Here is a 15,607-nt window from a genome sequence, read left to right on the forward strand (position 1 = left end):
GAGTTCGGTCGTGCAGTCCCTCAGAATCCTCACAGCTTCGGTGCTGGCGTTAGGCCCTCTCGCCCTGGCCACGGCCCCGGCGCAGGCCGATCCCGCGCCCCCCGTAGAGGACGCGCTCAAGGCGTCGTCCTACCCGCCGCCGTCCACGCTGCTCGTCCAGGATGCCGGGCAGCGGCTGGAGACGGCCAAGAGGACCCGGCCGGTGGCGCCGGGCATCTCGCTCACCTCGTTCGACACCTACGACGCGCTCGGCTGGCTGCGCGCGGACGCGGTCACCGCCGACCTCGGCGGCGCGAAGGCCGACTACCTGTACTCCGGCGAGGTGTCCAAGACCGAGCCGCTGTCCGGGCCCGCCAAGAGCGCGCACGCCGTCGCGGCCGTCAACGGCGACTTCTTCGACATCAACAACTCCGGCGCCGCCCAGGGCATCGGCGTGCAGGACGGCTCGCTGGTGCAGTCGCCCGTCACGGGCCACGAGAACGCGGTCGCGATCACCGGCGACGGCCTCGGCCGCGTGCTCAAGATGTACTTCGAGGGCACCGCCACCCCGGCCGACGGCACGCCCATCGCGCTCACCCAGTTCAACCAGATCGTGAAGAGCGGCGGCGTCGGGCTGTTCACGCCGCTGTGGGGCTCGTTCAACCGGGCCCGCGCCGTCGAGGGCGCCACGTCCGTCGCCGAGGTCGTCCTGGTGGACGGGGTGGTCTCCGAGGTACGCACGTCCGCCGGCACCGGCCCCATCCCCGCCGGGACCACGATCCTGCTGGGCCGCGACGCCGGGGCCACCGCCCTGTCCGCGCTGAAGGCCGGCGACCGCGTGGACGTGAAGTACCAGCCGAAGTCGTCGGACGGCAGCCAGGTCAAGGCGGCCGTGGGCGGCAACTGGGTGCTGGTCAAGGACGGGGTCGTGCAGAACTCCACCGACCCCGCCGCGCACCCCCGCACCGCCGTCGGGTTCTCGGCCGACGGCAGGAAGATGTACCTGCTGACCGTGGACGGCCGCCAGGTCGACAGCCGCGGCGTCACGCTCAACGAGCTCGCCGCCATGATGGTCGACCTCGGCGCCGCCAACGCCCTCAACCTCGACGGCGGCGGCTCCTCCACCATGCTCGCCCGCGAGCCCGGCGCCGCCGACGTCCAGGTGGAGAACAGCCCCTCCGACGGCGGCGAGCGCCACGTGCCCAACGGCCTCGCGCTCTACGCGCCCGAGGGCAGCGGCAAGCTCAAGGGCTTCTGGCTGGAGACCGCGAGCGACCCCGCCAAGGCGCCCGGCGTCGGCCCGGTCTCGGGTGGCCGCCCCGACCGCGTCTTCCCCGGCCTCACCCGGCGGCTGACCGCCGCCGGATACGACGAGACGTACGGCCCGGCCGTCGGCACGCCGTCGTGGCGGGCCAACCCGGCCGTGCACGGCGTGATCCGCGACGGGAAGTTCCACGCCCTGGTGCCCGGCCAGACCACCGTCACCGCCTCCCGCGGCGGCGCCAAGGGCACCATCGACCTGACCGTCCTGCAGCCGCTCCAGCGGCTCGGCGCCACCGCCGACCGGCTCGGACTGGCGGGGGCGGACGGCGTGGCGACGTTCGGCGTGGTCGGCTACGACCGCAACGGCAACTCCGCGCCCGTCGAGCCCTCCGACCTCACGCTCGACTACGACAAGAGCCTGTTCGAGGTCACCGCGGCCGAGCACGGCTACTTCACCGTCAAGGCCAAGAAGGCCGTCGGATCCGGCCTGATCACCGCCAAGGTCGGCAAGATCGGCACGGCGGTGCCGGTGACCGTCGGGTTCGAGGAGAAGCCGGTCGCCGACTTCGAGGACGCGGCGAAGTGGACGTTCGCCGCCGCCCGCGCCACCGGCTCGCTGTCGGCCGCGCCCGGCCAGAGCGGGGGCGGGCTCAAGCTCTCGTACGACTTCACCACCTCGACCGCGACCCGGGCCGCGTACGCCAGCCCGCCGCAGCAGATCGTGGTGGACGGCCAGCCGCAGGCGTTCGGGCTCTGGATCAACTCCACCGGCAAGGGCGAGTGGCCCAGCCTGGAGTTCTACGACGCGCTCGGCCAGTCGCAGATCCTGCGCGGGCCGTACATGACGTGGACCGGATGGAAGTACGTCGAGTTCGCCGTGCCTCCGGGCGTGAACTACCCGCTCAAGCTGCGGCGCTTCTACGTGGCCGAGACCAAGGCGGACGCGAAGTACACCAACGAGATCCTCATCGACGGCCTGGTGGCCAAGGTGCCGCCGTCGATCTCCGCGCCCGCCGCGCCGAAGGTCGCCGATCCGGTGGTCAAGGCCGACGTGGGCCGGATGCCGTGGCGGTTCGCGGTCATGTCGGACGCGCAGTTCGTGGCCCGGGACCCGGACAGCGACATCGTCAAGAACGCGCGCCGCACGCTGCGGGAGATCAAGGCGGCCAAGCCGGACTTCCTGCTGATCAACGGTGACCTGGTGGACGAGGCGTCGCCCGAGGACTTCGCGCTGGCGAAGAAGATCCTCGACGAGGAGCTCGGCGGAACCCTGGAATATCACTACATTCCCGGCAATCACGAGGTCATGGGCGGCAAGATCGACAACTTCAAGGCCGTCTTCGGCGACACGTACAGCACCTTCGACCACAAGGGCACGCGCTTCGTCACCCTGGACACCTCGCGCCTGAACCTGCGCGGCGGCGGCTACGACCAGGTGGCCATGCTCCGGTCCGAGCTGGACAAGGCCGCCGGCGACGCGTCGGTGGGCTCGGTCGCGGTGCTGTTCCACGTGCCGCCGCGCGACCCGACGCCCGGCAAGGGCAGCCAGCTCGGCGACCGCAAGGAGGCGGCGCTGGTGGAGGGCTGGCTGGCGGACTTCCAGCGCACCACCGGCAAGGGGGCCGCGTACATCGGGGCGCACGTGGGGACGTTCCACGCCTCGCACGTGGACGCGGTGCCGTACTTCATCAACGGCAACTCCGGCAAGAACCCGGCCACCGCGGCCGACGACGGCGGGTTCACCGGGTGGTCGCTGTGGGGCGTCGACCCGGTGTCGTCGGCCGAGGCCGAGCACGTGCGGCGGAACTGGTTCGCCGACGCGCCCGACTGGATCGGCACGCAGGTCCGGCCGCACCTGGACGACCTCGTGCTCACCGCCCCCGCCACCGTCGCGATCGGCGCGCCCGGCGCGGTGACGGCGGCGGTCAAGCAGGGGAGCCGTACGGTCCCCGCGGCCTACCCGGTCTCGGCGGCGTGGTCCGGCTCGCCCAACCTGTACGTCGGCGGCCGTGACGGCGTCAAGCCGTGGCACGTGGCCTACTTCGACCCCGCGACGGGGACGCTGACGGCGCTGCGGCGGGGGCAGGTGACGGTCGCCGTCACGGTGAGCGGCGTCACCCGCCAGGCCACCGTGGCGCTGGCCGCCAAGGCCGCCGCCTGACCTCCCTCCGGGCGGGCCGCCGGAGCGGCCCGCCCGGGCTCCTGAACAGCCCGGTCGTACCATGAAGGGAATGCATTCATAACAGCGAGTCGCCGTCTCCTCCCGGGCGATCGCGTCGCAAGGCGCTCAGAGGAGACGGGGGACGCTGATGGCGCTCTTTGACACCGAGGTGATGATCGTCGGAGCCGGCCCGACGGGCCTGCTGCTCGCGGGCGACCTCGCCGCGAGAGGCGTCGCGTGCATGATCGTGGATCGGGAGCTTCGAGGGTCGAAGCTGTCGCGGGCGTTCGTCGTGCACGCCAGGACGCTGGAACAGCTCGACGCCCGGGGCGTGGCCGACGAGCTGATCGAGACGGGCGCGATCTTCGGGACGATGTCGATGTTCGGCAACCTGGAGATCGACCTGTCCCGGTTGCGGTCGCGGTTCCCGTTCCTGCTGTGCACCCCGCAGTACAACACCGAACACGTGCTGGAGAACCGTGCCTCCAGGCTCGGCGTGGAGGTCATGCGCGGGGTCGAGGTCGTCGGTCTCCGCCAGGACGCCGACGGCGTGGACGTGAGCATGCGCATCGACGGCACCATCCACAGCCGGCGCGCGAAGTTCGTGGTGGGCGCCGACGGCGTGCGCAGCGTCGTACGGGACGCGCTCGGCGTTCCGTTCCTCGGGCGTTCCGCGGTGGACTCGGTGATGCTGGCCGACGTGCGCCTCAGCCGGCCCCCGACGCAGGAACTGGGCCTCAACACCGGCGCCGAGGGCTTCTGCTTCATCGCCCCCTTCGGGGACGGGCGCTTCCGGATCATCGCCTGGGACCGGCGACGGCAGCTTCCCAGCAGCGCGCCGGTCACGCTCCAGGAGGTGAGCGACATCACCCGCAGCGTCATGGGCGGCGACCTCGGCCTGCACGACGTGCGCTGGCTGACCAGGTTCCACAGCGACGAGCGGCAGGTTCCCAGCTACCGCGTGGGCCGGGTGTTCCTGGCGGGCGACGCCGCGCACGTGCATTCCCCCGCGGGCGGGCAGGGGATGAACACCGGCATGCAGGACGCGGCCAACCTCGGCTGGAAGCTCGCCGCGGCGGTCCAGGGCTGGGCGCCGGAGGGCCTGCTCGACACCTACCACGCCGAACGGCATCCGGTGGGCGGCATGATCGTACGGCTCAGCGGCCGCCTGCTCACCACGGCCCTGGCCCGTACGCGCCGTGACAGGGTCCTGCGGGCGACGCTCCCGATCATCATGAACCGGTTCCCGCCGGCCGCCCGCCGGCTGCGGGAGGCCATCTCCGGCCTCGCGATCTCCTACTCCGCGCCCCGGGGAGCGCACCCGCTGGTCGGCCGGCGGGTCCCCGACGTCCTCCTGACCGGCGACGCGAGCCGGCTGTACGAGGCGTTGCGCGACGGGCGCTTCGTGCTTTTGGCCCCCGCCGACGAGCCCGCCGTGCTTCCGCCGGCGCGGGTCAGGCACGCCATGCCGAGAAGCGCCCACCTGCCCTCCATGCTGGTCCGTCCGGACGGTTACATCGCCTGGGCGAGCGCCGCCGCGGATCCCGCCACCCGTGTCCTCGGCCTGCGTTCCGCCCTGGCGGAATGGTGCGGCTTGCCGCCGGAGTCGCCCGTGACCGGCCCGGTCGGGACGAGGCTGCCCGGTTGATGGCCTGACCTGCGCGTATGTGGGTAACAGGCCCATGGAGGTGTGGTGACCATGTCGAACAAGGACTCGGCGGCGGAGCCCGGATTCAAGATGCTGGCGGACATCAAGCCGCCCTTCATCCCCGAGGGTGCTTCGGGGATGACCATCCTCGTCGAGTGGTCTCCCGGCCACCCCGGCCTTGCTCCGCACCGCCACGCGGGGCCGGCCTTCGGCTACGTGATCGAGGGCGCGATACGGTTCGAGCTCGAAGGCGAGCCGGAGCGGGTGGTCGAGGCCGGTGAGACGTTCTGGGAGCCGGGCGGCGACGTGATCCACTACCAGGACGGCAACGCCTTGCCGGACGCGCCGACCAAGTTCGTCGTGTTCATGCTGTGCGCGCCCGGTCAGCCGATGCTGACGTACGTCGACGAGGCGGAGCTGGCGCAGCGGGCCCACCTGCGTGCCCCGCGCCCCACCGCTGGGCAGAGCCCGCAAGGCTCTTGAAAGCGTACGTCGTTCCGTGGCAAGTCAGCTGAAATCGGCGTATCGCACATTGTCGTCATCTCGCCACGAAAGGACGGCCCCTGATGACGATCCCCCGTACCCTCGCCGGTCTGGCCATCGCCGCCACCGCCACCATCGCCGCTGTCACGACCATCGCCCCCACCGCACAGGCCGCGACCGCGGCGGACTCGGCCGCGTGGGGCCCGCACTACGCGCCGGGGCGCGCCGCCCACGCCGTGGGCACGCTGACGGCCACGGGGGAGGACCACGCCGACCTGCCGACGGCCGACGCCGTCCGGGTCTCGGGCAAGGTGTACGACCACACGCGGCCCGCCGCCACCTGCGGCTGGGCGGTCTTCCGCATCACGTACCGCTCCGGGAGCAACCTGCCGTTCCGGCAGCACGCGGTGCGCGACTGCTCGTACCGCACCCCGAAGCGCTTCTCGTTCTCCTACCGGGACGTCTACCAGGTCGAGCTCAAGGTCTGCTCGGAGTCCAAGTCCGCCAAGCCGTCCCTCGTCTGCCAGTACGCGGGCACCTGGAAGACCCTCTACCTGTCGAAGTAGGCGCCCTCAGATCTCGGAGATGATCTGCCGGCGTTTGGCGGCGTACTCGTCGTCCGTGATCGCCCCCGTCGTGCGGAGCGCCTCCAGCTCCTCCAGGCGCTGGGCGGCGGACCGCTCGGACGGCGAGGCTGCACCCGCCGCCGGTTGGGCGGCGGCCCGGCGCACCACGGCCTGGATCTGCTGACGCAGCTCCGGTCTGGAACGCACGTCCATCATGCCGTTCAGCGGGATGCCGCTGGCCTTGAGGAGCTGCAGGATCTCCATGAGCGGTCCGGCCTGGCCGCTCAGGTCGTAGGTCCTGTTCTCCTCGGCCAGGCTGAACGTCGCCGGCATCAGCCCGTTCACCAGAGCGCTGCGCTCCCAGTCGATCTGGTGCTCCTGCGTGGCCGGATCGACGAGTACGACGAGCCTGCGCGCGTTGAAGTTGCCCGTCCGCGTCACACTGGCCAGCACGCGCTCCTGGGTGTCGAACGCGAACCCCGGGCCCTCGATGCGCAGGCCGAGCCTGATCAGCGGCTGGTCGTTGATCCTGGTGCCGGTCTCCGACATGCCGGTGATCTGCGCGAGCGTCAGCACCCCGCTCCGCTCCAGGGCGGCGGTCCTGGCGGCCGCCTTCGCGCCGCGGCGAGCCAGGGCCACCGCGACCACCACGTCGGACACCGTGAGCACCAGGCCGACGTAGAACATCCACTGGATCTCCGCGCGTTCGGCCGGGCCGAGCGCGAGGTAGACGATCACGAAGATCGGGCCGACCAGCCCTCCGCAGAGCAGGACGACCAGTTGTGACCTCAGATAACGCCCGAACATCGGCCTGCTCCCGTCAGTGGGGCGGTGGATCGGGTGCCAGAGTAACGAGCGGTGATCTCGGCCAGGGATCCGTTTGAGGAAGAATCGGACCGTTCCATCGACGCTTGGATGCGGCTCTGGACGGGAAATATGCGGATTGTTAGCCTTTCAGGAGGTTCTCCTGGTGCTCGAGAGACTCAATGGACAAACTCTCTGACGACGACCTGGCACTGTTACTGCTGATCCGATTCTTCGAGCTGAAGCTGCTCTCGCTCTTCGAGCGCGGCGAGCTCAACGGCACCACCCACACCTGCCTCGGCCAGGAGTACGTCCCCGTCTCCCTGCGGACGCTCCTGCGCGAGAGCGACTGGATCTTCAGCAACCACCGGGGCCATGGCCACTATCTGGCCAGGTTCGAGGACCCGGAGGGGCTGCTGGCCGAGATCATGGGCAGGAAGGGGGCGATCTGCGACGGCGTCGGCGGCAGCCAGCACCTCAAGCGCGGCCGCTACCTGTCCACCGGCGTGCAGGGCCAGAGCCTGCCCGTGGCGGCCGGGGTCGCCTTGCGGCTGAAACGGCACGAGCCGGGCGCGCTGGCGTGCGTCTACATCGGCGACGGCACCTGGGGCGAGGGAGCCGTGTACGAGGCGCTCAACCTGGCCCAGCTCTGGCGGCTCCCGCTCCTGGTCGTGGTCGAGCACAACGGCATCGCCCAGTCCACGCCGACGGGGCTGCAGATGGCGGGCACGGTGGAGGGGCGGGCGCGGGCGTTCGGCGTGGCGCACCACCGGGTGGATATCGTGGAAATTCACGAAATCCGCGGCCGGCTGGCGCCGCTCGTCGACCGCGTACGGACGGAGTCGCACCCGCTCGTCGTGGAGTTCGCCACCCATCGCCTCGGCCCCCACAGCAAGGGCGACGACACCCGGCCGCCGGACTTTCCCCGCTTCGACTGGTACGCCGCCTACCAGGCCGCGCATCCCGTACAGTCCGCCGGGATCGAGGCGGAGGCCCGTACCCGGATCGACCGGATCGCGGCCGAGGTCGCCGCCCGGCCGCCGTCCGTCTGGACGCCGGCGTGACGGTCGGCGGGGCGCCCGCGGGCAGGGTGCGGGTCGGTGAGAACCTCAACCGCGCGCTGCACGGGCTCCTCGAGGACGACCCCTCCGTGTACGTCCTGGGCGAGGACCTCCTCGACCCCTACGGCGGCGCCTTCAAGATCACCAAGGGCCTGTCCACCCGCTTCCCCGGCCGCGTGCTCACCACCCCGCTCAGCGAGGGCGCCATCGTCGGCGCGGCCTCGGGGCTGGCGCTGGCGGGCGGCAAGGCGGTCGTGGAGATCATGTTCGCCGACTTCGTGGCACTCGCCTTCGACCAGATCCTCAACTTCGCCGGCAAATCCGTCACCATGTACGGGACCCGCGTACCCCTCCCGCTGGTGATCCGGTGCCCGTCCGGCGGCCACCGCGGCTACGGCCCCACCCACAGCCAGAGCCCGCAGAAGCACTTCATCGGGATCCCCGGGCTGTCGCTGTTCGAGATGTCACCCTTCCACGACAACCGGGCCGTGCTCGACCGCATGCTGGCGCTGGGCGAGCCGTGCCTGCTGTTCGAGGACAAGGTGCTGTACACGCGGCGGATGTACGAGGTGGACGAGCTGTTCACGTGGGAGCTGGTGGGCGACGTGGCGGTGGTCCGCCTCGACACCGGGGGACCCGGCGGCCTCGACATCCCCTCCGGCGATCTCGACTACGTGCTGATCACCCCCGGCGGGGTCGCCCACCGCGCGCTGGCCGCCATGCGAACCCTGCTGCTCGACCACGACCTGACCGGCGTCCTGATGGTCCCCTCGCGCCTGTACCCCTTCGACCCGTCGGAGCTGCTGCCGCTGCTCGGGCGGGCGCCGCTGGTGTGCGTGGCCGAGGACGGCAGCGCGGGCGGCACCTGGGGCGATCATGTGGCCGCCGACCTGCACACCCGCCTCTGGGGCCGCCTGCGGCGCCCGGTCCGGCTGGTCAGCTCGGCGGACAGCGTGATCCCCACGGCCGCCCACCTGGAGCGCGAGGTGCTCGTCCAGGACTCCACGATCCGCCGTGCCGTGCTGGAAGGGCTGGAGGGGCTGGATGGCTGAGATCCGGGTGCCGAAGCTGAACACCAACGACTCGGCGTACGTGCTGCTGGAATGGCTGGTGGCGGATGGCGCGCCGGTGCGGGGGGATGACGTGGTGGCGTCGGTGGAGACGTCCAAGACGGTGGAGGAGCTCGTCAGCGGGCACGACGGGATCCTGGTCCAGCTGATCCCGGCGGGCGCCGACTGCACCCCGGGCCAGCCCATCGCCCACATCACCGCCCACCCCACCCCACCTACACCCACCCCCGCCCCGCCTTCGGGCGCGTTTGCGGCGGTCTCCGGTGACTCCCTGCCCGGTAAAGCGCCGCTGATCACGGCGCCCGCGCAGGCGCTCATCGACGAGCTGGGCATCGATCCCGCCCGCGTGCGCGACCTGCCCGTGAAGGTGGTGCGGCGCGCCGACGTCGAGCGCCTGGCCGCAGCGGGCTCACCCACGCCCCGGCCGCCGGCGTCGCCTGCCGTCGAAGGACCCTCGCTGTCCGCGGAGGCCGCCGTCGCGGAGAGGCCCCCATCGCCCACGCCCGCCGCCATCTCTCCCGCCGTTACGCCCACGGTCGCGCCCGCCTCCGTCGCGCCGGTCGGGGGGAGTGTGCGGGGGTTGAGCGGGAATCAGCAGGCCGTCGGAAGGACGGTGAGCCTTTCGCATCAGACGATCCCCGCCGCCTACACCGCCATAAAAGTGGACGTGGGCAAGGCCACCACAACCGCCCGCGACCTCACCAAGCGCCTGCGCAAGCTCGTCGGCCTGCCCGACCTCCTCATCGCCGCCGTCGCCCGCCTGCACCAGGACTTCCCGCTGTGCTTCGCCACCCTCATGGACGAGGGCACGGCCGCCGTCCCCGACGCCCCCAATGTGGGCGTCACGATCGATCTCGGCACCGGCCTTTACGTGCCGGTCATCCGGGACGCGCACGGCAAGGGGATCGAGGAGATCGCCGGGGAACTGGCCGGGTTCCGGCGGCTGGCCCAGCGCGGCGGGTTCAGGCAGGAGCACCTCGACGGCGGCAACATCGTCGTCACCCTGCACCACGACCGCGACATCGTCATGGCCATCCCCATCGTCTTCCCGGGCCAGGCGTGCGCCCTCGCGCTCACCTCGCCGCAGCGGGAGGGCGAGCGCACGGTGGCGGTGATCGGGCTGGCCTACGACCATCGGCTGGTCAACGGCAGGGACGCCGTTCTGTTCCTCCAGGCGCTCAAGGAAGCGCTAGAGGCGGCGTCGTTCGAGGGACTGTAGGCCGACCAGGTCGTCGGGGGCGGCGTCGGCGGCGTCGTCCACCAGGGACGGCAGCCGGGACCGGAGCGCCACGACCGCCAGCACCGCCATCGCGACCGCGAACAGGACGTACATCAACCCCACACCCCGCCCCGCCCCCGTCCCGATCAGCGCGCCGACGGTCGAGGCGAGCGGCCCGTCCGGGGTGAGCAGCGGGTCGAACACCGCCGCCCCGTACGGCGCCACGAGCCCGAACCCCAGCGGCAGCGTCGACCAGGCGATCAGCGTGTTCAGCGCGAACACCCGCCCGTGGAAGCGCTGCGGCACCTTCACCTGCACGATCGTGGCGTAGACCCCGTTGAGCAGCGTCACCCACAACGACATCCCGAACGCCCCGACCCCGATCGTCACCAGATCCGCCCGCAACCCCGTGACCATGCAGAACGCGGCCAGCGCGAGCGTGCACCAGAGCACCGCCCGCATCCGCCCGTGACCGGGCCCGCCCCACACCGTCATGGCCAGGCCGCCGAGCAGCACCCCGAGCCCCGACAGGAACGAGATCCGCCCCACGTCCTGCAGCCCCGCGAACGACAGCACCAGCGGCGAGATCATCAGGAAGAGCGGCGACAGGAACACGTTCAGGACCGCGAAGAACAGCAGCATCCGCCGGAACCCGAGCTGCCCCCACGAATACCGGAACCCGGCCACCAGTTCCGTCATGACCGGCTCCTTGCGCCGCCAGGCCATCGTCCGAGGGAAGCGCACCAGCAGCGTCACGGCGATCGCGAACACGTAGCTGATCACGTCCAGGACCAGGATGCCCCCGAGCCCGACGACCGCCATCAGCCCGGCCGCCGCCAGCGGCACGATGAGCTGCGTCATCCCCCCGGCCATCTGCACGATGCCGTTCGCGTGGCCGAGGTGCCGCTTGGGCACGAGCTGCGGCACCGCCGAGCTGTAGGCGAGGCGCTGGAACGTGAGCGCCACCGACAGCAGCGCGAGCAGCGGGTAGATGTGCCAGGTCTGCAGGTTGCCCGTCCACAGCAGCACGCCGAGCAGGAGCTGCGTCCCGAAGGCGGCGAAGTCGCCGCCGAGCATCACGGTACGGCGGTCGCTGCGGTCCACGATGGCGCCCGCCAGCGGGGCCACCACCATGCCCGGCACCAGGCCGAGGACGGCGAGCAGGGCGAACTGGGCCAGGGAGCCGGTGGTGAGGTAGATCCAGAGGGGAATGGCGAACTCGGTCAGCGCCGAGCCCATGATCGACACCAGCTGCCCCCCGGCCACGACCAGGAACCGCCCCATGCTGGGTTGCGGCCCCGCGAGCGGGACCCGAGCCGGGGCCGGGGCGGGGTCAGGGGGAGTGGTGGGGACCGAGCGTGCGGAAGAGGTTGGGGGCGATGGGGTGAGGTGGGAGGTGTCGTGCAGGCGCCAGTTCGGGCCCGAGAGCGGCTCGCCCGTGTCCAGGGCGAGGTGGGTGCGGGTGACGATCTCGGCCAGCTCCTGCGCCCGATATTTCAGGAAAAAGTGTCCGGCCTCATCCAGCTCCACCGCCGCGGCCGTCGGACTCAGGAAGTGCCACTCGCGATACCGTTCCTCGAAATACTCGGTAGCCGGATCCCGCTCGCCCGCCACACTGATCACCGGCGCCCGCAACGGCTCCACCGCGCTCTCGAACAGCCCGGTGAAATACTCCTCCGCCGCCTCCGTGTCCTCGCGCATGTTCCTGATGATGTGCCGCGCCTGCCCCGGATCGAGCTCGCTCATGTCGAGCCCCATCGAGGTCAGCCAGTTGGCGTAGCTGCGGTCGCTGCGCAGGTACTCCCGCCGCGCCAGCCGGGACAGCGCCGCCAGCACCCGGTTCCCCGGCCGGGCGAACGGGAAGATCGCCCCGATGTAGACCGCTTCGAGCCGCCGCCCGGCCGCCTCCAGCCGCCGCGCGATCGCGACCGTCAAAGCCGACCCGACCCCGCAGTGCCCGTACAGCGCGAGCGGCCCCCGTACCTTCTCCAGGATCTCCCGCACGCACCGGTCGGCCACCTCCTCCAGAGGCAGCCGGTCCTCGTCCAGCCCCACGTCGTGCCCGGGGATCGCGACCGCCCACAGCGCGTGCGTGGCGGGCAGCGCGTCGGCCAGCGGCTGGTAGGCCACCGCGGCGCCCCCGCCGTACGGGACGCACACGTACGTGAGCTCGGCATGCGCGCGGCGCGGCGTCAGCTCGTGCAGCAGCCCGCGCGGCCCGGCGGCGCCGCCGTCGGCGAACGCGGCCAGCTCGCGCACCGTCGGATGCTTGAACAGGTCCACCACCGCGACCGGCGACGGGAGCCGCCTGCGCAGGCGCGCCACGACCTTGATGGCCAGCAGCGAGTGCCCGCCGACGTCGAAGAAGTCGTCGTCGATGCCGAAGTCCGCCCCGTCGAGCACCTCCGCCCAGACGGCGCTCACCAGGCGCTCGGTGTCCGTCTCCGGCGCGGTGCGCGTTCCGGCCGGAGCGGCCGAGGGGGCGGGCAGGCGGCGGCGGTCCACCTTGCCGTTGGCCGTGAGGGGGAGGCTCGGGAGGGCGACGAAACGGGCGGGGATCATGTACGCGGGCAGCGTCTCGGCGAGGTGGGCGCGCAGGCGCACCGGGTCCGGATGCGGCGTGACGACGTACGCGACGAGCTGCGCCCCCGTGCCCCGCCCGTCGGTCGTGACCACGCACTCGGTCACGTCGGGGTGGCGGGCGAGATGGGTCTCGATCTCGCCGAGTTCGATCCGGTAGCCGCGGATCTTGACCTGCGCGTCGGCCCGTCCGAGGAACTCGATGACGCCGTCGGCGGCGTACCGGCCGAGGTCGCCCGTGCGGTAGAGACGCTCGCCGGTGCGGGGGTGGGTGCGGAAGGAGGCGGCCGTCCGCTCGGGGTCGCGCCAGTAGCCGGTGGCCACGCCCGCGCCGCCGATGTACAGGTCGCCGGGCACGCCGACGGGGGTGTCCCGCAGCCCGGGGCCGAGGATGTGGAACGTCTGGTTGGCGAGGGGGCGGCCGTACGGGATGGAGGTCCAGGACGGGTCCACCCGGCCGATCGGGTACGAGATGGACCAGATCGACCCCTCGGTGGCGCCGCCCAGGCTGATGACCTCGGCGTCCGGGGCGAGGGCACGGATGCGGTCGGGGAGCGTCAGCGGGATCCAGTCGCCCGACAGCAGGACCAGGCGCAGGGAGCCGAGGTCGGTGCCCTCGTGCTCGGCGTGGTCCACCAGGAGCTCCATGAGGGCGGGCACGGAGTTCCAGACGGTGACGCGTTCCCGCTCCACGAGGCGGGCCCAGGCGGCGGGGTCCTTGTCGGCGGCCGGGTCGCCCATGACGAGGGTCGCGCCGACGGCCGCCGCGCCGTAGACGTCGTACACGGACAGGTCGAAGCTCAGGGCCGAGAGCGCGAGGAAGCGGTCGGCGGGGCCGACGCGGAAGCGCTGGTTGAGGTCGCGGACGGTGTTCAGGGCGGCCCGGTGCTCGATCATCACCCCCTTGGGGGCGCCGGTGGAGCCGGAGGTGAAGATCACGTACGCGAGGTCGGAGGGGGAGGCCGGGCAGTCGAAGGGCGAGGCGTCCGCGTCCGGGAGCACCGCGAGGCGGGTCACCCCGTCCGGCCAGGACAGGTCCAGCCGGGGCTGGGTGACGGCGATCGCGCATCCGCCGCGCTCGATCAGCTCGAAGCGCCGCTGGTCGGGCAGGTCGGCGTCGATCGGCAGGTACGCCGCCCCGGCCGCGTTGATCGCCAGCACCGCGACGACCTGCTCCCAGCCCCGCTCCATCACGACGGCCACCAACTGTCCCGGCCCGGCCCCGGCCGCCCTGAGCTCGGCCGCCAGCGCCCGTACCCGGCGGCGCAGCTCCCCGTACGTGATCTCGCCCCCGGGATGCCGCACCGCCACGGCCCCGCTCTCCGCACCGGCCATGACCGGCTCGTGCAGCAGGCCCGGCGCGCCGAGGTCGACGGCGGTGTCGTTCCAGCGCCGCCGTTCCTCCAGCTCCGACGGCGTCAGCAGCTCCAGCTCCGACACCGGCGCCGCCGGATCGGCCGCCACCCCCTCCAGCAGCGTGGCCAGATGCCCGGCCATGCGCTCGATCCGCTCGGCGGAGAACAGCGCGGTGTTGTAGACGAACAGGAACGCCCCGCCGCCCCCGGTGTAGAGCTCCAGGTCGAACCGGGTCGCCCACACCCCCGGCTCGAACCCCTCCAGCGTCAGCGGCCCCGGCTCCGGCTCGCCGCCGTAGTTCTGCATGGCGAGGATGACCTGGAACACCGGAGACCTGGACGGCTCCCGCGCCACGTTCAGCTCCGACACCAGCCGCTCGAACGGCACCCCCTGGTGCGAGTACGCGTCCGTGGCCAGCTCCCGCACCCGTCCCAGCAGCTCCGCGAACGACGGGTCCCCGGACAGGTCCACCCGCATCGCCAGCATGTTGACGAAGCACCCGACCAGGTTGTCCAGCTCGGGCAGCGACCGCCCGGCCACCGGCGAACCGATCGCCACGTCGTCCTGCCCCGCGTACCGCCCGAGCAGCACCGCGAAGGCCGCCAGCAGCACCATGTACGGCGTCGCGCCATGCTCCCTGCCCAGCCGGTCCAGCCGCTCGGCCAGCTCGGGGGCGATCGCGAAGTGGTGCGCGGCCCCGGCGTAGGTCAGCTCGGGCGGCCGCGGCGCGTCGGCCGGCAGCTCCAGGGGCTCCAGCCCGGCCAGCCGGTCGCGCCAGTAGCCGACGTCGCCGTCCGCGCGTTCGCGCTGCCAGGCGGCGAAGTCCCCGTACGTGATCGGCAGCTCGGGCGCGGTCCCGCCGGTGCAGAACGCCAGGATGTCGCGCAGCAGGAGGTTCGCCGACCAGCCGTCGGCCGCGATGTGGTGCACGGCCAGCGCCAGCACGTGGTCGTCGGGCGCCAGCCGTACCAGCAGCGCTCTCATGACCGGGCCCGCCACCAGGTCGAACGGCTCCGCCAGGAACGGCCCCACCAGCTCCCTGGCCGCCTGCGCCGACCCGGCCTCGGCGACGGTCAGCGGGACCTCGGTCTCGTCCGACACCAGCACGTCCGGCTGCCCGTCCGCGCCGGCGGGGAAGCGGGTACGCAGCGGCTGGTGGCGTTCGCAGACCCTGCGCAGCGCCGCCGCCAGGACGTCGGGCTGAAGAGGCCCGCGTACCCGCCGCACCAGCGGGATCGTGTAGGCGGCGTTCCCAGGGGCGTACTGCTCCATGAACCACAGCCGCTCCTGCGCGTACGACAGGGGCGGGGGCCGGTCGGCGGGCAGCGCGGGGATGGCCGGCCGCGATCCGCCGCGCCTGCGGAGCCGCTGGGTGAGCAGCGCCCGCTGCGCCTGTGTCAACTCGGTCATGAGCCCT

9 protein-coding genes are annotated in these 15,607 nt (G+C 72.2%); 7 read left to right on the forward strand and 2 right to left on the reverse strand.

Features of this window, described 5'->3' with window-relative positions:
* Nucleotides 1-10: 10 nt before the first annotated feature.
* The 4 genes from ACIHFD_RS12495 (at nt 11) to ACIHFD_RS12510 (ending at nt 6,100) form a co-directional block, all read left to right on the forward strand.
* On the forward strand, nt 11-3,403 hold the full coding sequence (locus ACIHFD_RS12495; RefSeq protein WP_397366894.1) for a phosphodiester glycosidase family protein: 3,393 nt from the start codon (nt 11-13) through the stop codon (nt 3,401-3,403).
* A gap of 148 nt (nt 3,404-3,551) precedes the next feature.
* A complete protein-coding gene (locus ACIHFD_RS12500; protein WP_397366895.1) occupies nt 3,552-5,051 on the forward strand; it encodes an FAD-dependent monooxygenase in 1,500 nt (499 codons plus the stop codon).
* Between the two features lie 51 nt (nt 5,052-5,102).
* Nucleotides 5,103-5,534 (forward strand): cupin domain-containing protein, encoded by a 432-nt coding sequence (locus ACIHFD_RS12505; protein ID WP_350727965.1) that lies wholly within the window; start codon nt 5,103-5,105, stop codon nt 5,532-5,534.
* 83 nt (nt 5,535-5,617) lie between these two features.
* Nucleotides 5,618-6,100 (forward strand): hypothetical protein, encoded by a 483-nt coding sequence (locus tag ACIHFD_RS12510; protein WP_397366896.1) that lies wholly within the window; start codon nt 5,618-5,620, stop codon nt 6,098-6,100.
* Between the two features lie 6 nt (nt 6,101-6,106).
* On the opposite strand, the gene ACIHFD_RS12515 is transcribed toward ACIHFD_RS12510, so the two are convergent.
* A complete protein-coding gene (locus ACIHFD_RS12515; protein WP_397366897.1) occupies nt 6,107-6,907 on the reverse strand; it encodes an SHOCT domain-containing protein in 801 nt (266 codons plus the stop codon).
* Between the two features lie 179 nt (nt 6,908-7,086).
* Here ACIHFD_RS12515 and ACIHFD_RS12520 point away from each other — a divergent pair, with 179 nt between their 5' ends.
* The 3 genes from ACIHFD_RS12520 to ACIHFD_RS12530 are packed head-to-tail and all read left to right on the forward strand — an operon-like array spanning nt 7,087 to nt 10,254.
* The gene (locus tag ACIHFD_RS12520) at nt 7,087-7,968 is read left to right on the forward strand and encodes a thiamine pyrophosphate-dependent dehydrogenase E1 component subunit alpha (protein WP_397366898.1); all 882 of its coding nucleotides are present in this window, start codon (nt 7,087-7,089) and stop codon (nt 7,966-7,968) included.
* The gene (locus ACIHFD_RS12525) at nt 7,965-9,017 is read left to right on the forward strand and encodes an alpha-ketoacid dehydrogenase subunit beta (RefSeq protein ID WP_397366899.1); all 1,053 of its coding nucleotides are present in this window, start codon (nt 7,965-7,967) and stop codon (nt 9,015-9,017) included. The genes ACIHFD_RS12520 and ACIHFD_RS12525 overlap by 4 nt, the downstream gene beginning before the upstream one ends.
* On the forward strand, nt 9,010-10,254 hold the full coding sequence (locus ACIHFD_RS12530; protein ID WP_397366900.1) for a 2-oxo acid dehydrogenase subunit E2: 1,245 nt from the start codon (nt 9,010-9,012) through the stop codon (nt 10,252-10,254). The genes ACIHFD_RS12525 and ACIHFD_RS12530 overlap by 8 nt, the downstream gene beginning before the upstream one ends.
* On the opposite strand, the gene ACIHFD_RS12535 is transcribed toward ACIHFD_RS12530, so the two are convergent.
* The gene (locus tag ACIHFD_RS12535) at nt 10,225-15,600 is read right to left on the reverse strand and encodes an amino acid adenylation domain-containing protein (protein ID WP_397366901.1); all 5,376 of its coding nucleotides are present in this window, start codon (nt 15,598-15,600) and stop codon (nt 10,225-10,227) included. The genes ACIHFD_RS12530 and ACIHFD_RS12535 overlap by 30 nt on opposite strands.
* Nucleotides 15,601-15,607: the final 7 nt, after the last annotated feature.

Source organism: Nonomuraea sp. NPDC051941 (assembly GCF_044593615.1).

Coding starts and splice junctions, on each gene's coding strand:
- ACIHFD_RS12535 (WP_397366901.1), bottom strand. CDS start 15,600: ATGACCGAGTTGACACAGGCGCAGCGGGCGCTGCTCACCCAGCGGCTC.
- ACIHFD_RS12505 (WP_350727965.1), top strand. CDS start 5,103: ATGTCGAACAAGGACTCGGCGGCGGAGCCCGGATTCAAGATGCTGGCG.
- ACIHFD_RS12530 (WP_397366900.1), top strand. CDS start 9,010: ATGGCTGAGATCCGGGTGCCGAAGCTGAACACCAACGACTCGGCGTAC.
- ACIHFD_RS12510 (WP_397366896.1), top strand. CDS start 5,618: ATGACGATCCCCCGTACCCTCGCCGGTCTGGCCATCGCCGCCACCGCC.
- ACIHFD_RS12515 (WP_397366897.1), bottom strand. CDS start 6,907: ATGTTCGGGCGTTATCTGAGGTCACAACTGGTCGTCCTGCTCTGCGGA.
- ACIHFD_RS12520 (WP_397366898.1), top strand. CDS start 7,087: ATGGACAAACTCTCTGACGACGACCTGGCACTGTTACTGCTGATCCGA.
- ACIHFD_RS12500 (WP_397366895.1), top strand. CDS start 3,552: ATGGCGCTCTTTGACACCGAGGTGATGATCGTCGGAGCCGGCCCGACG.